General features: G+C 34.8%; 25 protein-coding genes and 1 pseudogene. 13 read left to right on the top strand and 13 right to left on the bottom strand.

Annotated elements, in window-relative coordinates:
• Positions 1–105: 105 nt before the first annotated feature.
• Together ACQKMV_RS05545 and ACQKMV_RS05540 are read right to left on the bottom strand one after the other, a co-directional pair.
• Positions 106–3,294 carry a BTAD domain-containing putative transcriptional regulator gene (locus tag ACQKMV_RS05545; RefSeq protein ID WP_427502780.1) on the bottom strand — a complete coding sequence of 1,063 codons (3,189 nt, stop codon included), beginning with the start codon at positions 3,292–3,294 and terminating at the stop codon, positions 106–108.
• 191 nt (positions 3,295–3,485) lie between these two features.
• A complete protein-coding gene (locus ACQKMV_RS05540; RefSeq protein ID WP_427502779.1) occupies positions 3,486–4,466 on the bottom strand; it encodes a diaminopimelate dehydrogenase in 981 nt (326 codons plus the stop codon).
• 448 nt (positions 4,467–4,914) lie between these two features.
• Here ACQKMV_RS05540 and ACQKMV_RS05535 point away from each other — a divergent pair, with 448 nt between their 5' ends.
• Positions 4,915–5,211: a hypothetical protein gene (locus ACQKMV_RS05535; RefSeq protein WP_427502778.1), complete on the top strand. Its 297-nt coding sequence runs from the start codon at positions 4,915–4,917 to the stop codon at positions 5,209–5,211.
• 6 nt (positions 5,212–5,217) lie between these two features.
• Here ACQKMV_RS05535 and yeiL read toward each other — a convergent pair whose 3' ends face one another.
• Positions 5,218–5,880, bottom strand: coding sequence for a transcriptional regulator YeiL (yeiL, locus tag ACQKMV_RS05530; protein WP_427502777.1), 663 nt, complete (start codon positions 5,878–5,880; stop codon positions 5,218–5,220).
• 100 nt (positions 5,881–5,980) lie between these two features.
• Here yeiL and ACQKMV_RS05525 point away from each other — a divergent pair, with 100 nt between their 5' ends.
• The gene (locus tag ACQKMV_RS05525) at positions 5,981–7,132 is read left to right on the top strand and encodes an MFS transporter (protein WP_427502776.1); all 1,152 of its coding nucleotides are present in this window, start codon (positions 5,981–5,983) and stop codon (positions 7,130–7,132) included.
• Positions 7,133–7,181: 49 nt separating this feature from the next.
• On the opposite strand, the gene ACQKMV_RS05520 is transcribed toward ACQKMV_RS05525, so the two are convergent.
• Together ACQKMV_RS05520 and ACQKMV_RS05515 are read right to left on the bottom strand one after the other, a co-directional pair.
• The gene (locus tag ACQKMV_RS05520; RefSeq protein WP_427502775.1) at positions 7,182–8,366 is read right to left on the bottom strand and encodes an oxalate decarboxylase family bicupin; all 1,185 of its coding nucleotides are present in this window, start codon (positions 8,364–8,366) and stop codon (positions 7,182–7,184) included.
• 58 nt (positions 8,367–8,424) lie between these two features.
• The gene (locus ACQKMV_RS05515; protein WP_427502774.1) at positions 8,425–9,015 is read right to left on the bottom strand and encodes an O-methyltransferase; all 591 of its coding nucleotides are present in this window, start codon (positions 9,013–9,015) and stop codon (positions 8,425–8,427) included.
• Positions 9,016–9,663: 648 nt separating this feature from the next.
• Here ACQKMV_RS05515 and ACQKMV_RS05510 point away from each other — a divergent pair.
• From ACQKMV_RS05510 to ACQKMV_RS05500, 3 genes are read left to right on the top strand one after another with little or no spacing between them, the layout of a single operon-like run.
• Complete coding sequence (locus tag ACQKMV_RS05510) at positions 9,664–9,999, top strand: hypothetical protein (RefSeq protein WP_427502773.1); 336 nt, start codon at positions 9,664–9,666, stop codon at positions 9,997–9,999.
• 10 nt (positions 10,000–10,009) lie between these two features.
• Entirely contained in the window at positions 10,010–10,477 is a 468-nt protein-coding gene (locus ACQKMV_RS05505; protein WP_427502772.1) for a hypothetical protein, read from the top strand.
• Positions 10,478–10,495: 18 nt separating this feature from the next.
• Positions 10,496–10,693, top strand: coding sequence for a hypothetical protein (locus tag ACQKMV_RS05500; RefSeq protein WP_368638742.1), 198 nt, complete (start codon positions 10,496–10,498; stop codon positions 10,691–10,693).
• Positions 10,694–10,909: 216 nt separating this feature from the next.
• Here ACQKMV_RS05500 and ACQKMV_RS05495 read toward each other — a convergent pair whose 3' ends face one another.
• On the bottom strand, positions 10,910–12,085 hold the full coding sequence (locus tag ACQKMV_RS05495; protein ID WP_427503094.1) for an oxalate decarboxylase family bicupin: 1,176 nt from the start codon (positions 12,083–12,085) through the stop codon (positions 10,910–10,912).
• 546 nt (positions 12,086–12,631) lie between these two features.
• On the opposite strand from ACQKMV_RS05495, the gene ACQKMV_RS05490 reads away from it, so the two are divergent.
• Complete coding sequence (locus tag ACQKMV_RS05490) at positions 12,632–12,787, top strand: hypothetical protein (RefSeq protein WP_427502771.1); 156 nt, start codon at positions 12,632–12,634, stop codon at positions 12,785–12,787.
• Positions 12,788–13,350: 563 nt separating this feature from the next.
• Here the strand turns inward: ACQKMV_RS05490 and ACQKMV_RS05485 are convergent.
• The 3 genes from ACQKMV_RS05485 to ACQKMV_RS05475 are packed head-to-tail and all read right to left on the bottom strand — an operon-like array spanning position 13,351 to position 15,304.
• The gene (locus tag ACQKMV_RS05485) at positions 13,351–14,073 is read right to left on the bottom strand and encodes a hypothetical protein (RefSeq protein ID WP_427502770.1); all 723 of its coding nucleotides are present in this window, start codon (positions 14,071–14,073) and stop codon (positions 13,351–13,353) included.
• 2 nt (positions 14,074–14,075) lie between these two features.
• Positions 14,076–14,939: an ATP-binding cassette domain-containing protein gene (locus ACQKMV_RS05480; RefSeq protein WP_427502769.1), complete on the bottom strand. Its 864-nt coding sequence runs from the start codon at positions 14,937–14,939 to the stop codon at positions 14,076–14,078.
• A complete protein-coding gene (locus ACQKMV_RS05475) occupies positions 14,936–15,304 on the bottom strand; it encodes a GntR family transcriptional regulator (protein ID WP_427502768.1) in 369 nt (122 codons plus the stop codon). The genes ACQKMV_RS05480 and ACQKMV_RS05475 overlap by 4 nt, the downstream gene beginning before the upstream one ends.
• Before the next feature lie 1,158 nt (positions 15,305–16,462).
• On the opposite strand from ACQKMV_RS05475, the gene ACQKMV_RS05470 reads away from it, so the two are divergent.
• Positions 16,463–16,732, top strand: coding sequence for a hypothetical protein (locus ACQKMV_RS05470; protein ID WP_427502766.1), 270 nt, complete (start codon positions 16,463–16,465; stop codon positions 16,730–16,732).
• Positions 16,733–16,937: 205 nt separating this feature from the next.
• Here the strand turns inward: ACQKMV_RS05470 and ACQKMV_RS05465 are convergent, their stop codons facing one another.
• Entirely contained in the window at positions 16,938–17,384 is a 447-nt protein-coding gene (locus tag ACQKMV_RS05465; RefSeq protein ID WP_427502765.1) for a hypothetical protein, read from the bottom strand.
• Positions 17,385–17,785: 401 nt separating this feature from the next.
• Between ACQKMV_RS05465 and ACQKMV_RS05460 the strand changes: the two genes are divergently transcribed.
• Both ACQKMV_RS05460 and ACQKMV_RS05455 read left to right on the top strand, forming a co-directional pair.
• Positions 17,786–18,394, top strand: a complete 609-nt coding sequence (locus ACQKMV_RS05460) for a CPBP family intramembrane glutamic endopeptidase (RefSeq protein WP_427502764.1) — start codon at positions 17,786–17,788, stop codon at positions 18,392–18,394.
• A 224-nt stretch (positions 18,395–18,618) separates the two neighbouring features.
• Positions 18,619–19,035 (top strand): YjdF family protein, encoded by a 417-nt coding sequence (locus ACQKMV_RS05455; protein ID WP_427502763.1) that lies wholly within the window; start codon positions 18,619–18,621, stop codon positions 19,033–19,035.
• Between the two features lie 188 nt (positions 19,036–19,223).
• Here ACQKMV_RS05455 and ACQKMV_RS05450 read toward each other — a convergent pair whose 3' ends face one another.
• Complete coding sequence (locus ACQKMV_RS05450; RefSeq protein WP_427502762.1) at positions 19,224–19,415, bottom strand: hypothetical protein; 192 nt, start codon at positions 19,413–19,415, stop codon at positions 19,224–19,226.
• Between the two features lie 233 nt (positions 19,416–19,648).
• Here ACQKMV_RS05450 and ACQKMV_RS05445 point away from each other — a divergent pair, with 233 nt between their 5' ends.
• Positions 19,649–19,849, top strand: coding sequence for a hypothetical protein (locus ACQKMV_RS05445; protein ID WP_427503092.1), 201 nt, complete (start codon positions 19,649–19,651; stop codon positions 19,847–19,849).
• A gap of 373 nt (positions 19,850–20,222) precedes the next feature.
• On the opposite strand, the gene ACQKMV_RS05440 is transcribed toward ACQKMV_RS05445, so the two are convergent.
• Entirely contained in the window at positions 20,223–21,650 is a 1,428-nt protein-coding gene (locus ACQKMV_RS05440) for a PLP-dependent aminotransferase family protein (RefSeq protein ID WP_427502761.1), read from the bottom strand.
• Between the two features lie 109 nt (positions 21,651–21,759).
• On the opposite strand from ACQKMV_RS05440, the gene ACQKMV_RS05435 reads away from it, so the two are divergent.
• The gene (locus tag ACQKMV_RS05435) at positions 21,760–22,362 is read left to right on the top strand and encodes a LysE/ArgO family amino acid transporter (protein ID WP_427502760.1); all 603 of its coding nucleotides are present in this window, start codon (positions 21,760–21,762) and stop codon (positions 22,360–22,362) included.
• A 285-nt stretch (positions 22,363–22,647) separates the two neighbouring features.
• A complete protein-coding gene (locus ACQKMV_RS05430; RefSeq protein ID WP_427502759.1) occupies positions 22,648–23,091 on the top strand; it encodes a hypothetical protein in 444 nt (147 codons plus the stop codon).
• Positions 23,092–23,297: 206 nt separating this feature from the next.
• Here ACQKMV_RS05430 and ACQKMV_RS05425 read toward each other — a convergent pair whose 3' ends face one another.
• Entirely contained in the window at positions 23,298–24,146 is an 849-nt protein-coding gene (locus tag ACQKMV_RS05425) for an alpha/beta hydrolase (RefSeq protein ID WP_427502758.1), read from the bottom strand.
• Positions 24,147–24,308: 162 nt separating this feature from the next.
• On the opposite strand from ACQKMV_RS05425, the pseudogene ACQKMV_RS05420 reads away from it, so the two are divergent.
• Positions 24,309–24,672 (top strand): annotated as a pseudogene (locus ACQKMV_RS05420) (DUF3888 domain-containing protein).
• Positions 24,673–24,696 lie beyond the last annotated feature (24 nt).

Below are 24,696 nucleotides of genomic sequence, written 5' to 3'. Positions count from 1 at the left end.
CTGCCGCTTCGCTTTCGCACAGAGCAAAGCTTCCTGGGGGCGTCCAGACTCCACTACAATTCACAAGTTAATATTACAAAAAATGGTTTATACGCCTTATATATACTACCCCATTATTAAATCATAAACAACCATCGTCGATTCCATGGGTGTTGTGTTTAGTTCTCTTTTTAATTGCTGCACACATTTTTCATACCACTTTAATGCAAGGGAGCGGTTTTGTAATTGATAGTAGCTATACATCAATAACCGATAGCCTTCTTCCCATAATGCATCCTCACGAATCATTCTTTCCGCATAAAAAATAGCTTGCTTATAATTTTGTTGTCTCGTTGCATTTTGTGCTAATCTTTCCAGTACTTCAATATACATTGATTGTAGCTTTTCTCGATCCTGTATGAGCCAATCTAACTGCTTCTTTTCAGCATAAAGCACATCCGTATAGCTCGTTTCGGCAAGATGTAGCCATTCGTTTGACAATTGTGGATCGATCTCCACCATCCCTAATTCATAAAAATAGAGAAAGCGTTCGACATCGATTTGCAGGAAATGAATATGTTGCAATTCGTACATATTATTTTTGCGCTGAATGAAAAAGCTTTCTTGACGCGCATTTCTATTTGGCTCAAGAACCTTTAACAACGTATTCAACACAACTTTAAAATCCCGATCTAGTGAATCAACATTCCGCTCTGGCCATAATGCCTGTGCAATCTCTTCCTTTGGCGTAAAGCGGTTACGATGACAATATAAATAGACGAAGAGCTCCTTCGATTTATCGCGCTGCCATTCTTTATCCTCAAGCTTGCGATGCCTTCTTATTAAATCTAGACTTCCTAAAAAATTCACCTGCACTTCCTCATGCGGATAAACGATATTGTCCTCAACTTGAAAATAGCTGCGCATCGTCAAAATAGCAGCATTTTCTCCATCACACTTTCTACTAAATTGTAATAGCTCATAAAAAATCATCCTATTCGGTGGGCCGAGGATGGTTTTCCTTTGTAAAAAGTAGTCGTAGCCATTTGTGATACATAGCTGTGCAAACTGCTGAAAATAATGATTAAATTGTTGAGGATTATTTTCTTTGAAGGCAATCACAGATTGAAAGAATAGTACATGCATTTCACCATTTTGATCGCCACAGTCGTTGAATAATCGCTGAGCCTTCATTAATAATTGGCGTGCTCGTTCATATTCATGTTGAGAAAGAATGATTTTCACTTCAGCAATTAAAATAAGGGCAGTCATCCAAGCATCTTGTACTTGCTCCGTTTCCTGTAAGCCAAGTGCTACATATTTTTTTGCTGAGATTATATCTCCTTGCGCATGTTTGACAATCGCTAGTCCCATGTATGGCTCGGCCTTCACACGAGAGATATTAATAGTATTCATTAAAGTCAGTGCTTTCTCATAAGCGTTACAGGCCCCATGATAGTCAGGGAAATCTATTAATAGTAAAGCATGTGCTTTGCGAATATAGCCTACAGCCTCAATAAAAACCGATTTTTCACGTAACCCTCTACGAATCCCATGTTGAGCGGCATACCAAGCATCCTTCCCTAAACCTAATAGCGCATAGACAAATGATGCTAACAGCTCACTCTCTCTATGTGTCGCGACAAGCTGTGGCGGTAATTCCAACCGCTGCGTCAGCAATTCATTTGCTTCTAGTAGCTGCCCTGTTCTTAACAATATTCGAACATCGACATTTGCTCTTTGTAGCACTTCCTCTGTCAAAGCAACCTCGTCCGTAAAAATTTGTGCACCTTTCGCCTTCCCTAAATTCACTAAATTTTCAGCATACTGACGTTGCAATTCGACAAGTTCCTCTTCGTTTAGTGGTGTATGATTCGCTAATTCTAAAGCCCTTTTTAAATGCGGCTCTGCTAATGCTGGCTGAATGGTATCAAGATAAATATGTGCTAAACCTGCCTGCGCTTTCGTCATAAAGAGAAAATCATACTTACTTTTAGCGATGTTTGCACAGTTTTCATAGCATTGCCTCGCTTTTTCATAATAAGCACGATAACGGTGACACTCACCTTCGAAGTAATAAAGTTTGTAATATTCTGTTTTTTCACCAACTGTAAATCTATTTATTTTTTCTAATAACCACTCAAATTGCCCAGCACGTATTAGACTTTCAGCATGATTTTGTAATAGCTCACCACAAAAATCCTGATCATTCGTTTTAAAAGCATGATGAAGAACAGCTTGTATATTGTTTTGTTTTACATAATACAATGCTGCTTGTTTATGCAATGCAATATACTGTAAAGCATTTTGTTGCCATTTTAACTCTAAAAAACGACAGAACAAGGCATGAAAACGATATAACCCATCCTTTGTGATGGGTTGAATAAATAAATGCCGCTGTACAAACAGTTTTAACGCCTCTGCTATTTCTGTACCATAAAATTGAGTAATAAACTCCTCTGAGAAAGTGGGGAAAATCGCCAGCTTTAATAATGCCTCTTGCTCGAATGTAGACATCTTAAGATAAACTTCCTCCGATAAATAGGTGAAAAGATCATTAGTAGAGATATTTAGCCAATGAGTTAATGTCTCATTGTTCCATTGCTCCGCTAATAAAGAGATGCTAATTGCCCAACCTTCTGTAATTTCCAAAACCTTAGATATTTCATCTTTTGTTAAATGTACAGCTACATAATCCTCGAAAAAGACAGCGATTTCCTCTGATGAAAATGCTAATTCTCCTTCAGAGATAACGAGTAATTTTTTTTGTAGCTTTAATCTTCTCGTAATATCCCAATTCGGCAACGTTCTCGAGGCGATAATAAAGTGCACATTCGGTGGTGCAAACTCAATTATTTTTTCCATCACATAATTAATATGAAAATCATGGGAAACGAGATGATAATCGTCTATGACAATTAAAATCGGTCCTTCAATTTCACATAAACTATTGACAAACAGCTTAAACAAACGATTAAGCTCCTCTATTTTCGGAAAACGAGACAATTGATTCCAAGCATCAAATTCATGGCCGAAGCATGGAACAATTCGTGTGATACTAAAAACTAAATGCCTTAAAAACGGCAATATATTATCATCTTCCTCTGACACACTATACCAAGAAAATTTGCTTGATTGGGCATGTAAAAATTGTGTAAGGATTGTTGTTTTACCATACCCTGCTCCACTATGAATAAGTGTGCAAGAATGGTTTTGGCTTTTTTTTAATGTTTTCATTAATGTTGCTCTACTAATACAATGATTGGACGGACTCGGTGGAATACATTTTGATTGGATAATAATGTCTGTAGTCATGTGGTGATAACCTCCCCATTCAACTGGTTATGTAAGGTTACAACTTCATAAAAAATATAAAAATCTTTTAAATAATTAAATTATTGACAGTTTACCATATACTTTATGTTAATTTACAGAATTGAATCGTAATAAAATAAAAATCCCGATTATCAAATAATATGATAATCGGGTAGTTAGATAGTTTAATATTATAAAAGTTCTTTACGTAATTCAGCAGCTGATTTTGGTGATAACAGACCGAATGGGATATCGAATACTGTTTTTGCACCTTTGTCTCCAGCTTGGTTTAAGCGATGTGCTGCACGAGCAAATGCTACTAGAACACTAGACGTGAAGTTTGGATTACTTTCAAGCTTTAATGAGAATTCAAGAATTTGTTTTTCACTAGCGCCGCTTTCACCGCTGCGAATAACGAATCCACCGTGTGGCATACCTGTGTGGTTTGCTTTAAATTCCTCTTCAGAAATAAAGTTTACTGTAGTATCATACTCATCAAAATAGTTTGGCATCGTCACGATTTCTTGCTCAACTTTTGCTGCATCTGTACCTTCCTCAAGAACAACCCAACATTCACGTGCATGTTTTTCACGCGTTGTCAGCTCAGGATTTTCACCGTTGCGAACACGGTCTACAGCCTCTTTAATAGGTAATGTGTATTGTACAGCATTTTTAACACCCTCAATACGACGTATAGCATCTGAGTGACCTTGACTTAAACCGTCTCCCCAGAAAGTATAAGTTGTGCCTACTGGTAGAACTGACTCCCCGAGTAAACGATTTAATGAAAATAAACCTGGATCCCAGCCAACTGAAATGACTGATACTTTACCAGATTTTTGTGCCGCTGCATCTACAGCCTCGAAAAACTCAGGGATTTTCGCATGTGTATCAAAGCTATCAATTGTATTAAACCATTGTGCAAAGTGTGGTCCTTGCTCTGGTAAATCTGTTGCTGAGCCACCACATAAAATCATCACATCAATGTCATTTTGGAATTTTTCAGCATCATCCACTAAATATACGCTTGCATTACTTGCAATGTTTACAGTTGAAGGATCGCGACGTGTGAATACCGCTACTAATTCCATATCTGGATTTTGTGAAATTGCATACTCTACACCGCGCCCTAAATTTCCATAACCTACAATACCTACTCGAATTGCACTCATTAAAAATTCCTCCTCACGATTACGTGACAATGTGAAGTCCTTCACGTTAAATCTACTACTATAATACGTTGTGTTGGGAAAATTCACAATAGTTTGAGTAAGTGTTTTTCTCTTGGAATTATACAAATTTTCTATGATTTCTATTCGTTAATGGCATGAATACGGTTACATTTTACTACTCTATCTTTCAGCGGGTGTACAAACAACTGCTGAAATAGAGGAACGCAGTCTAAAAACACCACGTCCTGCGGCAATTCATCTGTTGCTGACGCTTCGCTTTCGCACAAAAAACATTTGCAGGCCAAAGCACAAAGCCGATTCCGGACGCAATTATGCCGAGGCATAATTGATTCACTAACTTTTAAGTTTTCGTTAAAGCCTTGTAAATGAATACTTTTCCGATTGCATGTCTTGTACAATAAAACTAACGACAAAGGGGGCATGTTGAATGAAAGGTAATTGTTATTCACCTAGCACAACATTAGAACAAGGAGAATTACTTGCTCGTCCATTCCAAAATGCACAAAAATCTGCTGAAGCTCGTAAAAACATTGAAGCTAAGGCAAAGCACAAAAGATTTTTACCCGATAAACACCAACGTATAGGGGTTATACCTTTTGGCGTTATAGAAGAAACCCTAAATATTTCCGCACAAAACCAAAGTGTCCATGAGATTAACTTCTATCATAGCGGCAAAGAGATTGCACGCTGGTTAGTTAAAAAAAGTGAATACAATAAGCTGTAGTATTCCTTACAGTATCTCCTGTGCCAATTCGGAAAGACGCTTTTCATCCATAATGTGATAGCCTTTCTTTCTCTTCTCTAAAATTTTTTCTTCGCAAAATTGTGCAAGTACATATAATAAATGTCGATAAGAAACCCCTAAATATTCACAGATTTCCGTATGTTTTTCTTTATAGATTCCTTGATCTGACGATAATTGGATAAATGCAGCAAGTCGATTTTCAAGTGGATATGCTTGATTCTGAGTATATTTTGACGTTATTTTGGTCGCCTTTTCCCCTAAAAACACACAAAGTTTACGTAAAAATAGTACATCCGTGAGTAACTTTTCTTTGCAAGACTGTGTAATCGAAAAACAAATCGTCTCAGTTACTGTCTGAACTCCCTTCGTATATCTCGCCTCATTAAGCAACTCAATTTCACCCATAAAACGCGGCGCCTCTGGGTATTCGATAAGCGAGACCTTTCCGTTTTTATGCGTCATATATATTTTCGCTTTTCCTTCAATCATGTAGTATAACGTATCTGGAAATGATCCTTCTTGAAAAATCCATTCCCCTTTGTCAAACTTACATACTTCCAGAAATGGATCAATATCAAAAGAAAAAAAATCATCAATTGGATATTTATTAAGATAGTATGAACGTTCCTCAGCTGTCAGTATATGCATTTTTTACTCTCCCCTTTAAAAAAATGTGAGATATCTCACATTATTGTATCGATGAACGTGCTATTATTCAACATAGTTAAATTGGAGGTACGTAAAATTTATGAACAATCAACGATGGCTTTCTCAAAATTTCTTTGCATTTTTCTTTACATGGGGTATTTTTTTACCTTATTGGACAGGGTGGCTAGTAGATGCCAAACATCTTACTGTTTCACAGGCTAGCGTCATAATGGGCTGCGGTCTTTTAGCACGAGCAACTTCAAATCTATTTTTCTTCCCGACGCTTGCAAAATATGTGCATAATAAACGACTCACTACTATTCTAGCAATAGGTGCCCTGATCACAGCTTTACTTTACATACCAAGCACAAGCTTTATCTCGCTTCTTATCGTAACTCTTTTATTTAGCGTATTTTATCCAGCTTTGCTCCCTGCCGTTGAAAGTAGTGCAGCAACACTCGTACAGCATGGAAATGTACACTATGGTAAAAGCCGTTCCTTTGGTTCCGTTGGCTTTGTTATTGCAGTATTAATCATTAGTATGCTGACAGGTGCATTTGGCAATGACATTATCTTTTGGAGTATGGTGGTCGGCCTGATTGGTATGCTGTTAATGCAACAAATGGCTACACCAAAAGAGTTACTCGTTGTACCGACGAAAGAACAACGTGCAAAATCATTGTCGATGAAAACATTATGGACAATTAAAGGCTTCCCTATTGTTTTATTAATAGTTATCCTATTGCAAGGCGCACATGCTTCTTATTACAGCTATGGCTATATATATTTAGGTGATTTACATGTTGATCCATTCTATATGGGGATGATTATAAACATCGCCGTTATTTGCGAAATTTTATATTTTATGAAGGCTGATACACTATTTAAAAAATGGCGCTCGTCTTCTTTATTACTTTTAGCAGCAAGTGGTTCTTCACTACGTTGGCTTCTCATTTACCTATTCCCGAATGTCTGGGTATTTATCGCTTCTCAAACATTGCATGCATTATCTTTTGCTCTCGCGCATTTCGCTTTTATCAGCTATTTAACAAAAACATTGCCGAAGGAGCAAATTCCGAATGCACAAGGCATTTACTCCGCATTAGCAATGGGATTAAGTACAGCTATCCTTACATTTTTAGGCGGCTATTTATACGAGATTTCACCTGGACTATCATTTGCAGCAATGCTTATTTGTACTGTTCCGGCAATCGGTATTCTGCTTGCTACTAGAAATAAATATCAATATTAAAATAAGCAGGTGAGAAAAATCTCATCTGCTTTTCTATATGTTCATATGTTCACCTTGGATAATAAGAAAATCCAGGATATTTTACAACCGGCCACTTTTCCTTTCTTAATACATTAAGAAGTTCAGGACCAATATTTAAATTGCTTTGTACTAACTCAGATGGAGTAAGAGCCATCCATTGATTTAATGAAACATCCTGAAATCTATCACTTTTAAACATTTCAAGGAACCATAATGTATCAGGACCGGTATTCTCAATGTAGTGACCACTTGCAAACGGCACGTATCCAACATCTCCTGCGCGATAATCGAATGTTCTAGCCACGCCATTAGCAGCAAACACTGTCATACGTCCTTTTCCTTGAAGGTAATATTGCCATTCGTCATTATTCGGATGCCAATGCAGCTCTCTCATTGCACCAGATTTAATCTCGACAAGTGCTGCTGCTATATTTTTAGAAATAGGGAAATTAGTGGAATCTACAATTCTGACACTGCCACCAGGTGTTTTAATAGGAGTTTGGGCAAGTAGACTATGTTTGAATGTTTGAGGAACTGTACCGTATGGGGATTGTACTTTTTGTGTATCTAATGGTCCTGGAACCTTATCTTGATAAATATAGACCTGTTCTTTCGGGGTATGTTTAAAAGCGCTCATTGGAACACCAAAATTAGAGGACAGTACATCTTTAGGAGTATGGGCAAACCAATCAGATATTGAAAATGTACTAAGATCTGAGAAATGCCCATCGTCAAACACCAGTAAAAATTCACAGCCATCTTCAAGACCCTGTATGGAATGCGGAATTCCTGGTGGGAAATACCATAAATCCCCTGGACCTACATCGGCAATAAAGTTACGCCCATTTTGATCGACCGCTGTAATGCGTGCATGACCAAAAAGCATATACGACCATTCTGCTTGTTGATGCCAATGCAGTTCACGAACTCCACCAGGTGTCAAACTCATATTGACACCTGCCAATGTAGTGGCAATTGGCAAATCACGAGCGGTAACTTCTCGAGACCAACCGCCATTTTTTAAAACCATATGCGTATCAGAAAAAGAAAATTTTAAATTTGGTACAAGTCCAGCATCTGTTTTTGGAGGGACAAGCATATCAGGATTTTCCAGATCCCTCATAATATCTCTCGGCCCTTTATCCAGCCAACCCGCCCCATCTTTCTGAATAGGCTGTGGTACATAAGAATAGCCATCTGGCGTGTTCTCCAACTATTCACCTCTTCATAAAGAAATCGTTATTAAAATATGTATGGTTTCTTTACTTGGATTATTCTTTTCCTTTCAGCTTAGTTGCGAGGATAGCAGAGGATGTTGCTGTTAAGTAAATTTCTGTAGCTCTTAATTCTTTATGATTTAACCAAAAGTCCCTGACCTTATCAGGTTTCCCTCTCCATTCTTCTGGAAAATGTTCTTCAGGCGTAAAATCGTCCATTAATAACATACCTCCAACAGCTAATGCCTCTAATAGTTGTACACATTCAATCGTTTTAGCAGCAGCTACATCAGCAAAAATAAATTGAAAAGGACCTTTTGCTACCGCTTCTTTCCAGTCACCTACTAAAAATTCTGCCTGCTGATGACGAATTGTTTGAGCAGTAGCATCGATTTTTTCCTTTGCATGATCCACTGAAACAAACTGTACATCTGGTGCAATGGTAGAAAGAATCCAAGCACTGCCTACCCCGTAGCCAGTCCCGACTTCAAGGATTGTTCCATGCATGATTTGACCAACAAGCACTGACAACAATCTTCCGGCCTCATCTGAGCATGAATACTCGAAATTATGTCTTTGGGCTAACATTTTACTAGCCTTCACCAATTCCGGAATATATGTATTGGAGCGATATTTCGTTAACATAATAACTAACCACCTTTAGGATTTTAAATTACATATTTGCTTTTTCTAGGCTGATTTTTTCGCGAATCGAAAATTGGGTAATTTCCTTATATAAATCTTGTTTCATTGCCTTAACTAGTTGATCTGCTCTTTGTAATTCTCCGACTTCTTCTTAAACAATCAGTATTTTCAGAGCAACAATCTATACGAAAGCAGCTTTAATCAAAGAGTTTTTGTTATTATATCTGACATAGCGATCTTCAGTAATAGCTTATTACTTCGGCTACGTATAGAAACAGATCGCCGATTTTGTCACCCCAAATTTTTGTCGATGAATATTTTTTGAACTTATCAATTTTTGTTCTATTTATGACAAAAATTGATAAAAAGCAAAGAAGGCGGAAAACATGATTTAAATTGGGAACTATTTTCATGTAGATATGAACACAAAATACAGATTAAGTGAAAGATAGTAACTTATTACACTATAAAAACAAGCAAAATTAAAACAAATTTCTCGGAAGCAATAGCTAATTTACTAACTTTTCTCAATTTTTGTTCAATTATCAACAAAAATTGATTTCTTAATATTCATAACTAATGATATGTTATTAACATACCCGGGGAAAAGTAAAAAAAAAGAGGAACATGAAAAGGAGATTGATAGCAATGAACAAAAAAATGTTCGGAAAAATTTTTCTATCTTTTTTACTAATCGCCACTTTATTTGTTACTACAGCAATTACTCCTTTAACTCTAGCACAGACATCAATACCCGAAGAATACAATGGTTTAGCTGAAACTTTTAAGGATTTTAATAAAAATTATTCAGAAATGCCTGAAGAAAAAACAAACGATTTAAAGAAAGAATTACTTACATTAATAAAACAAGGAACTATTAAATTACAGTCAAATGGTGAACTAGATTTCAAAGACATACAATCAAAGCAAAATGGCGAGAATAATGTGCTATATATGCCTATAGAATACAAAAACATAGAATAATGTGCTATATATGCCTATAGAATACAAAAACATAGAATCTACGCTAAACATTTCGGCCCTTACAGTTATCTTTGATAACAAAGGAGAACTTGTTAATTATGACGAAAGAAAAATTGTAGCAGATGATAAAAATTATACTTCTCAAATAGAAATCTATACTGATGGAGTATTAACTAAATCAGAAAATGTACAATTAACAAAAGAAGATTTTATGATTACACCAGAAAAAGAAAAAAATTCAGATTCAATCTTATCAATTTTAAAACTTGATACTGCAGAAGCTGCAAGTTGGGCATCCAAATTTTTTAATTGTTTAGATGATCAAGGTGTTCCAGGTTGGGTTTATAAAACACTATCAGTAGTTTGTGGAATTGCCTGTGCTACAGCAGTACTTTGTGTCCCATGTGCTGTAGGAGCTGCATTAGTATTTGAAGCAGATATTATGTATTGCGTAGGTAAAGCAAACGGAAACTACTAACGAAAGGAACGATAAATTATGCTTAAAAAAATAAGACTAATGTTATCAGGAGTTTTAGGCATAATGGCTTTTTTTTCGCTTCTAACCTTTTTAAAAATAATTGATATCCCTGATTTTATTTCAAATATCCCTTATTCTATTCCCTTTGTTTTTATTATCGTTTTATTATTAATTGTTTCATTATTGGAAAAAAAAAATCTTAATAAAAATATGTAATTCTAAAAAGAGTAAAGGGATTAAGTACAGCTATCCTTACATTTTTAGGCGGCTATTTATACGAGATTTCACCTGGACTATCATTTGCAGCGATGCTTATTTGTACTGTTCCAGCAATCGGTATTCTGCTTGCTACTAGAAATAAATATCAATATTAAAAACAAGCAGGTGGGAAAGATAAGATCTTTTATCGTTCCCACCTGCTTTTTTATACCCTCACCTTGGATAATAAGAAAATCCAGGATATTTTACAACCGGCCACTTTTCCTTTCTCAATACGTTAAGAAGTTCAGGACCAATATTTAAATTACTTTGTACAAGTTCAGTTGGAGTAAGGGCCATCCATTGATCTAACGAAACATCCTGGAATCTATCACTTTTAAACATTTCAAGGAACCATAATGTCTCAGTACCGGTATTTTGAATGTAGTGACCATTTGCAAACGGTACGTATCCTACATCTCCTGCACGATAATCGAATGTTCTAGCCACACCATTTGCTGCAAATACGGTCATACGTCCTTGACCTTGAAGGTAATATTGCCATTCGTCATTATTCGGGTGCCAATGTAGCTCTCTCATTGCCCCAGGCTTAATCTCGACAAGCGCTGCGGCGATATTTTTAGAAATAGGAAAGTTTGTCGAATCCACAATTCTAACACTACCACCAGGAGTTTTAATAGGAGTTTGTGCAAGCAGGCGATGCTTGAAGGTTTGGGGAACTGTACCGTAGGGTGATTGTACTTTTTGTGTGTCTATAGGTCCTGGAACTTTATCTTGAAAAATATAGACCTGTTCTTTTGGAATATGATTAAAAGCGCTCATCGGAACACCAAAATTAGCGGACAGCACATCTTTAGGAGTATGAGCAAACCAATCAGATATTGAAAATGTACTTAGATCTGAGAAATGTCCATCGTCAAATACCAGTAAAAATTCACAGCCATCTTCAAGACCCTGTATAGAATGTGGAGTTCCTGGTGGGAAATACCATAAATCACCCGGTCCTACATCGGCAATAAAGTTACGCCCATTTTGATCGACCGCTGTAATGCGTGCATGACCAAGAAGCATATACGACCATTCTGCTTGTTGATGCCAATGGAGCTCACGTACTCCACCCGGTGTCAAACTCATATTGACACCTGCTAATGTAGTGGCGATTGGCAGATCACGAACAGTAATTTCACGAGACCAGCCGCCATTTTTTAAAACCATATGCGTATCAGAAAAAGAAAATTTTAAATTTGATACAAGTCCAGCATCTGTTTTTGGAGGGACAAGCATATCAGGATTTTCCAGATCCCTCATAATATCTCTCGGCCCTTTATCCAGCCAACCCGCCCCATCTTTCCGAATAGGCTGCGGAGCATAAGAATAGCCCTCTGGCATGTTCTCCAATTTTTTCACCTCTTCATAAAGAAATCATTACTTAAATATGTATGGATTCTTAACTAGGATTATTCTTTTCCATTTAGCTTGGTTGCAATCATAGCAGAGGATGCTGGTGTTAAATAAATCTCTGTAGCTCTCAATTCTTTTTGATTTAACCAAAAATCTCTGACTTTATCAGGCTTTCCTCTCCATTCTTCTGGAAAATGTTCTTCTGGCGTAAAAATCGTCCATCACTAACATTCATCAATTTAACATTAATACCCATTCACCTCAAAGAATAACCTCCTTTTTATAAAACTACATCTTAAATAACAAAAAAATTGTATACTTCTATTCCCTCAATCCAGGGAGCTTCTACAAATGCAAGTGTGACAAATCATGTTCTAATCTTGTTAGAAAAACCTTTGCCGGCTTATGTTGTGGAGGTAAAAATTTTACTATATCCTATCTTTTGTTTCATCACATATATTTCATTAATTAATTGTAAGTTATGCGGATAAAAAATCATCTTTCACTCACACTAATAGTGGAGGTGAGATGATAATGGGTAGTAATAAACATAAAAATAATAAAACTCAAGACAACAAAAAACAGCAGAATCAAAATCAAAATGCTAACAGAGAACGTAAAAATGAAAACAGAGAAGAGTTCGCTGAGGAAGTAGACTTCAGCCAAATTCAAAATGCAAATAAACGTTAGTATAAAAACTAACCCCCAATATTCACTTTATAAAAAGGTGTGTATTGGGGGTTTTCTTATTCTGCAACATCTTGATCCATCTCTTTCGATTTCTTAAAGTACAAAAAACCCGGAAATAATTCCGGGCTGATTAACACTTACTTTTCTTCCTCCATGACACACTGTCTCGCTTTCGCATTCAATCTTAAGAATAACCTAAGACAACCGCTTTAGCTTTCAGTTGATGGTTATTCAGAGTAAACGATCAATCGTACTCATCGGGTTAACCCTCCTAGTCATATTGGTTGAAGTGAAATCTTTAATAGTATTGATTAATTATTATTTTTTATACGCTTTTTTGAAAAAGTTTTTTAAAATTGTGAAACCATGCACTTGTGCTGTAGCTTTAGAATAAAATTTGATTAAAATATTTCCTTCAACCTTTATTTATCAGCAAATGCAAAAACTCCATTTTGAAAAAATATTGATCAAAATGGAGTTAATCTTTCTAACAAAGTATGAGAGTTTACAAATTGTTTTTATCATTTCTTTAATGAACAAATACTGAAATAAACATTTCCAGTTTAATCCTTTCTTAACTTTGGTTTTAACGGAGCATTTCGCATAATAGGATATGATAATAATAATGCTCCAACACTACTTAAGCCTAAAAAAGTAATCAATGTCATTCCCAAAGCATTTAAATCTAATCCTAAAAACCATTCCATACTATCGCTTAAAAAACCACCATAATATAAAACCATGAAAATAACTGATAGCAACATGAGAATAATGATGCTTTTCCGCATCCCTAAACGAAAGTTAATACTATATAGTAGAAAAGGCACCCCGAACAAAAAGAGTCCAAACATAAGATCAATCCATAAATAAGCAAAGAAATGATATCCATCTATTAAGAATAATCCAGGATGTAAAATGTTTGCTCCGACTTCCCATTGAAGATATAAAGTTTTTAAAATATATTGCAATACATTTAGAAATGTAATGCATATAACAACTGTTAATATACCTACACCATAATATACTTTGAGCAACTGTACTCTCGTACTTCCCATCCCCATCGCGACGGGATACATTGATCTATATCCATTTACTCCAAATAATGCAATAAAGAAATAAGCGGGGCCTGAAATTGAGGCAACTACATCATCACCAAGTCCGAATATATATCCAATAAGGATCCACAACAACGTCAACGGAATAGTAATGTAGAGAAACATTAATTTGCCTAGATAAAATAATGCCTCCTCTGAGACTAAACGAAATGTTCCATTTAAAGAATTCATCCTTATTCTGCCTCCTCAGTCCTATTTAACAAATAATCTTGTAGTTTTACTTTATCTATTGATAGTCCATGAAAAGATGCGATTTCTTTCCATTTTTCATTAAAAGGTACATCAACCATCACTTTTAACCTAGATCCTAATTCACTTGCTTCTAAAACATATTGTCCATCCGTCACTTGCTCTATCTTACTTTTGTCTCCTACCAACCAAATTCCACACTCTCTAATTTCATCTATTGGTTCATGGATAAATGCTTCTTTATCATGAATAACAAGAATTGAATCACATATCTGTTGGATTTCTTCAATATGGTGAGTAGATACTAAAAACAATCTTGGATGCTGCTCCTGACTTTCTCGTATAGTTTTATACATTTTCTTACGCATATTTGCGTCTAATCCATTACTAGGTTCATCCAGAATTGTGATTTTCGCATTGCTAGAAATTCCAATGATAAACTGCAAAGCAGATTTCATCCCTTTTGATAACTTTGATATTTTCTTCTTTTCATCCAGCCCAAAGATCTTTAAGAGTCGATTAGCCATTTCCATATCCCAATTAGAATAATAATACTGTCCAAATCGCAAAGAATCCTTTACATTCCAGATGGCACTAAATGGATGATCCTCTTGCATATAACATACATTTTGAACAACCTCTGCACGATTATAGGGAGCAGTTCCCATGATCTCAACAATTCCTTTGTTAGGCTTTTCATGCCCGGCAAGAAGTTTCATTAGTGTAGTTTTTCCAGCCCCATTTCGTCCCCATAATGCGGTAATACCATTTTCCTTTTCTTTGAAAGAAATATCCTTAAGTATTGGTTCCTCACCGTATCCATAGGTAACATTCTCAACTCGAATCATTTTTTCTCCTCCTCTTTTATTAATTTCATCACTGTCTCAAAACTCATTCCCAATCGCTTTGCTTCTTCTAGCAGTGGCAGTATATATTCATTTCGATACTGTTTTTTCCTTTCATCTAATAATTTTGTTTTAGCCCCTTCCGTTACAAACATCCCAATTCCACGTTTTTTATAAATAATTTCTTCATCAACCAAATTCTGCAGTCCTTTTCTCACAGTTGCCCTGTTGATGTTATAAAAATTTGATAGTTCATTTTCAGATGGAACTTTTTCGCCTTCTTTTAAGTGTCCTTCAACAATGTCGTTTATTACGATTTGTGCAATTTGCTGAAAGATGGGTAGTGATTCATCTAATATTGGCTTCAACAAGAACACTCCTTTCTTTGCTCAGTTTTGCTCATGTTGATTGTATGGTTGTATACTCGTGTAACCAACTGTACAATAGCTGCATAATTTTGTAAATAGGTTTTTGCTCAACAAATGGTTTCTTCAAGAAATTTTCCTAAAAAATAGGATGTGTGGATTACGCAAAAAACACTGATCCATCCAATAATTTGAACGAAGTCAGTGTTTTTCTTATTCTGGTTCCTTACTTGAAACAGGTTTAGAGTATTCTTTTTATTTGTAATGGTTTAACAAAGTAAAATGGCCCTTTTGTTTACCCTTTATTAAACTAACCTACACCGTTAGCTTAATATGAAAAAGGCTTTACTTCCGTTTGAAGTAAAGCAGATGCTAGCTAAGTTTAATCTAATAATAAAACCTTATTACAAGATTAAATCCATAAAGAATTCGTCATACTTGCTTGTCTCTGGGAAGCATCACTTGTTAAACACAAGCTCAAACTTTCTATTCGTATAATCAATCACCATACGTCCAATTCCCTCTAGAATGGATCCCTGCTACTTAATCAAGTACTTTTTGGGGAAAAATCCTTTTATTTTTTCTTAAACTAACGCACCCTATTAATGTTTGTTTAGTAATAACCTTTATTTATTTTAATAATCTCATTTCAAACATTTTTACAGTTGGAATGTTATCAAGCCCTTTTACATATATTTACTTCGGGATAGCTTACCCTATGCATCGCCCCAAAACGTCATTGTAGTTTGCTATCCCACCATTATTTTAATTTTCCTCAAAGTGTGCAGTTATACTGTATATAGTTCACTGTGCATGACACACTATGAACTTTTAAAAGTTTACCTGTTAATATCGAATATCTCTTTCTACTAACTCCTCTCAACAATGATTATTTGTTTATTTCCACAGTTAGGGCATTTTTCGGTTTCCATTTTATCACCCCAAACTACGCATTTATTCCTGTTAGCACTCTCTAAGGCATGAGCGCTGTTTTGTCTTTCTACGAAGAATGAACTATAAATAAGTAAAACGCAGAAAAGACTATTTCATTGCACATTTAGTTTCGGTTAATCCTCAAAACTTTTACTTTAACTCACGAAGGAAATTTATAAAAAAGTTTGTTACAATAAATTGGAAATCTTTTTCTGGAGGGAGTTTTAAATGTTTAGCAAACTATCCATTATTATTGCAGGAATCGGGGCAGTTCTTTTGAGTTTCTCCTACATTTATTCAACCAACTTTGAGATTCTTATGACATCTGGATTAGGTTTATTATTCATAAGTTTATTTTTAAGTTTCGGTGCAGTATTTAAAAGAGAACAGGGGAAATTCAAGTTTTTTCCTGTTATTGTATTTTTCTTTTGTAGTTTCATCATTACTTGGTATGACCCATTTCAAATTGTACGATTACTTACTTGGATTGAAAATTAATCGTTAGAAATGTAAAACAATATTATATTATTCCTGTAATTAGTTAGTAATAGTAACTCCATCTTGATCACGTTTTTTAAAAAGATTGCTGTTAAATGTAAGTCACTCATGCTTGTATTTTTCAAATGAGTGACTTTTTAAATGCTCTATGTACAAAAAAAGACCAAAATAATTAATTTCATCTTGGTCATGATATTATATACATTTAAATTGCGGGTTTATGAATCCAATAATGCAAAGAATTTAAAATAAACTTTCCTGAAGGTACAGTTATTGGAAGGAATAAAATACTGTAAATGACGCCCCATATCATTGAATCTTCTAGATTAAAAGTATTTAAATTACCGCGCAATATCAATTCACTAATTATAATACCCAATGTGCCAGTAAATAAGCTGACAATTAAAGTTACAAAGAAACTAATCCACCACATTTTTTTATTTGGGATATTCTTTAGAGTAGATAGATAATATCCCATTATGACCATGGATAGCATCAGGGGAATAGAAAATGCTATATATACCCAACTTGCTCCCCAATAGCTCAAACGGCCTCCTGCTAAAGTATCCCCTACACTATTAAAAAGGTATGGAATAAAAATTGAACAAAAAATGCCTAAAGTAATTCCCTTTAAAATACCTTGTGCTTTCATACAAACTTCTCCTTCTTTTCCCCATAGGTTTATAATATTGTCACGTTTAGGACAGTGAGTTTCATAATAACAACTGAAAATAATGCTATAAAGGCGCAATAAAATCTTCAACTAGAGAAAATACACTATACCATTAATATACATAATAAGGATATATTTCACTATAGTAATTTAGCATATTTTTGGATATTTCCTCTCCAATACTCAAAACCCCTGTTTTCCTACTGACATTTTGCTCACTTTAATAATTCCGGAAATATATGACACGGTTACCTTAACTTACTTTAAAATTTTCTCAATAAAACCTATTTATCGGAAAAATAGAAGCGGTTGCATTTCCTACCAAAATATTATGGTAAAATATCTCTTTATTCTATAGTTATCAAGAAAGAAGGAAAGATATGGAGTATATAAAAGACAAACAAAAAAAGACTAAGAAGGATTTTAGACCAAAAGACGCTGTATTTGTATTCTCTTCTTTTACATTCGTTTGTGTGGCTACCATTTTCGCTCTTATCGTTTATGATGTATTCACAATACAAAATTTCTTATCATTCGAAAAGCCACTTAGTATGATAATGAGTGTAGTTCTTGCTTCATTTGGTCTACTATTATTTGGGATAATTTTAACATTCTTTATTCCCTCTAAATACATAGATGAAACTAACAAAAGCTATCAAGACTATTCGTTGTCAGGTATTGTAGCTTTTATGTTTATAGGGGCGTTATTTGAAGAAATTTTGTTTAGGGGAATTATTCAAAATTTGCTTTTTGTATTTCTAGAACACAAGTGGACTGCAATAATAATAACAACTTTACTGTTTTTAGGAATGCATGCTCAATACTTCAAAAAACCTATTATGTTAATAAATATCGCCGTTCCAAGTTTAATATTTGGGTGGATATATTTTGAAACAAGCAATATTTTAGTACCATTTCTTGTGCATTTTTTGATGAATTTAGGAATGACACTATTATTCAAATACAATTTAATAAAGGTTAAACATTAATGGGGATCGTAGATATACACTTGATTAATATTAATTATAAATCATTTAAATTCCTTGTTACTGTTTAAATTCCCCATTACAAATAATAACAAATCGTTTATAATACAACTAGAATGAAAAAACACGATTCGGTTGGTAGTCCGGATGCATCATAATTTGATGTCAGTAACCTTCCCCTCCTCGGGATGTCCATCATTCGATTTTAAAATGAGGAGGGACCTACTATGAAACTAACCATTTTTTATGATGGCCAATTTTATATAGGGCTAATAGAACACATTTCCGAAAACAAATACAAAGCATACAAGTATACCTTCGGAAATGAACCTAAAGATCAAGAAGTCTTTGATTTTGTAAATAAGAATTTGTTGGATTTTATCAAAAATAATGATAAACATGATGGAATACCTATCCAACAAATTAAAATGAAAAAAATCAACCCTAAAAGGCTTCAAAGAAAAGTTTCAAAAGAGCTTAGAAATCCAAGTATTACCTCTAAGGCCGAAGAAGCTATAAAAGCAGAATTGGCACTTAGAAAAAAAGAAAAATCTGTTACCTGTAAACGACTTAAAGAAGAACGAAAAGAATATATTCGGAATCTCAAAGTTCAAAAGTCTAAAAATAAACATAAAGGTAGGTAATATCATTCTTTTTACTGACAACTGATGTTGTCAGTTTTTTTATTAGGGTTTAGGTTACACTTCCGAAATCTCATCTCCCACCTTCACTGATGCTTACACACCTATACGTTTTGAAGTGGGAGACTTCTTTCGGAGGGAAGTTAATTTTGTCAAATTTATCTATCGTCTACCCTAGTTAAAATAATTTCCTATAATTGATGTTCTAATAGCCAACTATCATGTAACCATTTTTCTGTTATTCGACCACCTTTCCATTTAATGTCTTGCTCAAATGCCATAATATTTCCATCAGGACCGACGATGACCCATGCCCATGAATCATTCTCTGGTACATAGCATTTATATTTCATGCCTGTAAGCGTTAAAGTTTCGTTATTCACTGTAATTACTTCATCATGAGGACGAATCCAATGATTTTCTAATTGATCAAATTTTCAACTTTTAATGTAAAATGGTTACGAACAATATTGGAGGAATTCAAATGAGCGAAAAACATGAAATAGATCCTATGTTAGACTTCGATTTACTAAAATAATTAGTTGTTGGAATAGGAGAAGTTTCTAATATAACAGGAGTTCCTACTAGAAAAATTCGTTATTGAGAAGAAAAAGGTATTATTGATTCAGAAAATGAAGTGGAAGGTACTACACGTAGATATAATTACTTAAATATCAAAAAAATTCTTTTAATTCAGGAGCTCATTGATGAAGGATTTACTCTCGATGCAGCTGCTAATAAAGTTGAAAATCGAATGAAAAATCTTAACGAAAAATTAGCGAATTCGTCATCAGAGAAAGATCATACAATCAAATAATTTATCTATTCTTCTTATGTTATTTTAAGAATGAAAAAGTGGCTGGGACAAAACTGGTCAAAACCTTAAAAAGCGCGAGAAATCAATTTAAAAACGTTGATTTCTCGCGTTTTTTTGATGTAAAATATTTTAATTTTGCGTAAAAAAATATGCTTATGTCATAAGCGACGTAAATTATCAGTGCGGTCAGAGTGTGTTGCATGAAGGTAGATGTCGATATTTTTCAAAAGTTGGGTGATAAATTAAAATAGTTGGTTGATAAATCGATAAAGTTGGTGGATAAACAATCTCAAAAGTTCTCGACAAATCTCAAAACTGCAGCTCATTAAAGAGTTTTGTCCCAGCCTATTTCTTTTAGAATCTATCTAAAAGTTTATATCTTCTTTCTTGCAATCTCGTATAGGATATTTAATCCTTTTTCCAACTCTTCATCTGTTGCATAGGCATATGATAATCGAATATGTTGGGTATCTTGAGGATCGTAAATATAGCCAGGATTAATGAGGACTTGTCGATGCAAAAGCTTAGTAAATAACTCTTTATCAACGATTGGATCATGAAACTTTAGCCAAATATAAAAGCCACCTTTTGGCTTATTCCATTCAGCAATATTACAGAATTTTTCTTGTAAAATAGCCTCTACATAATCTGCCCTTTGCTGTAATTTTTTGCGTAGGCTGACGATATGCTCTTCATACTTCCCTGATTGCAGCCAATGCAGCACAATTTCCTGTGAGATGGCGCTTGAACCGTAATCTGTTTGCATTTTTATATCTGCTAACCGCTCAATTACTGTAGTTGGACCGATTAACCAGCCTATACGAAGTCCAGGGCTTAATGTTTTCGAGACACTTCCAATATATAGGACTTGCCCGCTATCATCCATTGATTTAATTGGAGGCATTGCCGCTTCAAAGAGCAATTCGTGATAGACATCATCTTCAATGATGGGAATACGAGACGCTTTACACGCTTGATAAAGTTGCCTTTTTTCAAGCGATGTCCATACCCCACCTGTCGGATTGTTTAATGTAGGAACAGCATAAAATACAGCCTGCCTTTTTCTTTTCCGCTGAGCCAATGTTTGTGTAAGCTGTTCATCACGATCGATAGCTATCATTTGCATACCAACAGACTGGAAAGGATGGACTGAATTTAAATAAGACATCTGTTCCTGGAATACGATAGAACCCTGCTCAAGCAGTCCAACAGCAATAAGTTGCAATGCCTGTAGTGCACCTGAGACAATACAAACATTATGGGGCTTTGCATGGATCCCCCTTTTTTTCACATATTCGCAAATCGCTTCTCGAAGTTTATCACTACCTTGTGGTGAAGAATAGCCTAAAGATTTCGGCTGTAAAGAGAGTTCTTTCAATGACGCTTCAATTTCAGCAGTTGGCAATAAACTTGGTGCTAGCTCCCCAGTTCCTAATCGAATGACATCATCACGCTGCTCGTATTCATTGATTAATTGAATGGTATGATAATTGGGCTTATGAAGGCTTGTGTCTATGTACTTTTGCCAATTTGGTTGCGTTTGTGTAATTAATGAATCCCAGGAATTATGAGCTACAAATATACCTGAGCCTACCTTCGATTCCAATATTCCTGCCGCTTTTAACTCCTCTAACGCCTGCTGAACAGTACTGCGGTTTACCCCAAACTGCATGGCAAGCTGTCTTTGTGTTGGCAGCTTTGTTCCTGCCACCCAATCTCCTCGCTCAATATGTTGCGTAATCCACTGAATAATTTGCTGCTGTAATGTTATCTCACCCTGTCTACTTGGCTGCCAGCTCATCCTTATCACCTCAAACACTCGAAATTGGGTGGCTAAAAAACCATCCAATTGGTCGTTTTCTTTTAGTTATAACATAACTAGAATATTTAGTGAAAGGAGGGATTTTCAATTGGAAGCATTTCTTCATGGCATGATTTTAGCATTTGGACTTATTTTGCCCTTAGGCGTACAAAATGTCTTTGTTTTTTCTCAAGGTGCAACACAGCCACATCTAGTTCGGGCCTTACCCGCCAGCATTACTGCCTCAATTTGTGATACGCTTTTGATACTTCTTGCGGTATTTGGTTTATCGATAGTCGTGTTACAATTTGAGTGGTTACGTATCGCCTTGATGTGTGTTGGGATACTTTTCTTACTTTATATGGGCTATTCAATTTGGCGCTCAAATCCGGCATCTACCGATAATAACGAAGCACTTCCTGTTAAAAAACAAATTTTATTTGCGGTTTCTGTCTCTCTCTTAAACCCACATGCTATTTTAGATACGATAGGTGTTATCGGAACGAGTGCTTTAAAATATAGTGGGACGGAGCAAATGTTGTTCACTTCAGCATGTGTTTTGATTTCTTGGTTGTGGTTTTTCGGTCTAATCATTGCTGGAGCATCATTGAAAAGACTTGATGGTTCAGGGAAGCTTATGAATATTTTTAATAAATGCTCAGCGATTTTTATTTGGGGAACCGCTCTCTACCTTCTGAGTGGTTTACTGTAATCACATAAAAAGCGCTCAGAATACGGGTTTTATTAAAAGCCAAGAGTTAAATTAATGCACTTAATAGTTCAGGATCCTGTATACAATGTGCATTATTATATGTAATTTTTAAGCTGAACTAATTTTGATATTAGTTCGGCTTCTATTTGTGTTTACCACTTAGTTAAGAAATTAAAAGTGACTATTTTTCGGAATATTACATTTACAATAACAAAATTGTATAGGATAATGTAATAAATTAGGATTGGTATAATTTGTTACATTACGAAAGTTAGGTGAAGTTAATTGTTTAATCATTTAGGTATGTCTTTTTTATGGATGTTACTTGCTTATTCAGTCGCAACGTTAGTAGTTTTTATACATATGTTAATTTCCAATAAGTTTTATGGTGTTCAAAATGCGAAACAGGCAGGAACAACTTTTTTAAAATCACCAGTTTATGTTAAATCTAGACCCTACCAGGTTCTTTACAATGTTATAATATTCCCAATTTTTCTATGGCTATACAGCAAAGGGATTGATACGGATAATGTAAAAGAATTTATGCTTACTACCGTTATCCAATGGACGACACTTTCAATAATAATTGATTATATTAGTTGGGTTTTAATACCTCATAAATTTAGGTTAACTCATAAAGAATTTTATATTGATTATCAACCTTATATTACTTTAATTTATGTTGCAATTTTTGTTAGTCATTATATAGTTGGATTTTTCATTTCGTAAATTTTGTAGGATTCATAACCCTTTAATTATCTTATATAGGGAGGCACAATAATTGGAGGTGCTTTTTTCACTAACGAAGATGCTTCCCAGTAGAAAAAGCGACTGCTCTATTGAACAATCGCCCCCTTTACTTCAAATCAAATTCTTTACGTTCTTACTTTTATATAGAGCTGCCATGGGCCACTTAAGTTTTATTTCCAGATATCTTAGTTGTTTTGCATATAAAACAACAGATAATTTTTAACTTGTGATTTCCAAAACGAATAATTATGTCCTCCATTTCTTACATGGAGTTGTGTTTTCACACCATGTGAGTCTAAAAGATCATTTAGATAAGTATTCCCTTGAATAAGCCAATCATGGTCCATATCGCCATGATCCAGGTACAGTTGAATCCCTGAAAGATCCTGTTTTTTTACAAGCTCAAAAAGATTCATGTCTGATTTTGCCAGCCAAGACAATCCCGTTGGAATATCGTTTTGATTTTCCCATATCGCAGCACTGTGTCCACCAATTTTACTGAACACATCAGGATGGGATAACCCCAGGTTCAGAGCGACAAATCCTCCCATGGATATTCCTCCTATAAAACTACCATCACGAGTAGTCGCTACCGAGTAGTGATCTTGAATATAAGGGACCAATTCCTTTAAAATATAATCTTCATACATTCCTAAATTATATCCATCCCTTGAAATCGTTGTTGAAGAGGAATTAATGCCGTAACTGTTGTCAATTTCAGGAGATACAATAACTAGAGGTTTTATTTCTCCCTTTTGAATCAATTCATCTGCTACACGATCTATTTTTATACCATTAAATCCATAAAATCCATTCATAAAACTATCTTCATTTCCATCTTTACCGTGGAATAAAAACAGAACAGGATATTTATTGTCGGTGGAATATCCAGTTGGCAAATAGATATTTACTTTCATATCTTTTTTTAATGCTTGGCTATAAAGAATATCCTTTTTTGTATTTGGATCTCCTTGATTGAAAAGTAAATATAATAATAAAAAAGCAGGTACTAAAAAGAGCAATATTTTTTTCATAAATCTCCCCCTCGCAACATTTCCTCTTCCAGTTACCAGACTATATGTATAAGCACTTACAAGAAAATTACAGTCATTAAATCACCAAACTGAATTTACATATCTGGACTACATTCTATTTGCCTACAACAAATAATTAATAAGAATATATTCGTAAGACAAATACATTGCTCCTTTGTTCGTTTTTATACTACCCTTGTTCTTATTACTTCTTTTCAAATAACAATCGTTTCATCAGCTGAACCAACCCAAGATTCTGACGAGCTTAGATTACAGGATATGCTTAAGCTTATGCTAATGCTTACTCTTTATTTTGAAAAAGATTTGAATAGCTACTATTATCTAAAACAATTAGAGTAAATGGTTTCCGTGGTTTTATATTGCAAATTACATTCGAAATAGACCTACGGATGGTGGACAGTGAATTCCAGTAGGGAAGGACAGAATGACCTATGAAATTTCTTCTGGACCAAAGGTTAAAATAAATCACACGCACCTAAAGACGTATGAATATCCGCCAAAATAATTTAATCATTATATCTGACATTGT

The sequence above is a fragment of the Lysinibacillus sp. NPDC094403 genome, assembly GCF_050278745.1.
Lineage (GTDB): Bacteria > Bacillota > Bacilli > Bacillales_A > Planococcaceae > Lysinibacillus.
This window is presented reverse-complemented; position numbering and strand designations above follow the sequence as displayed.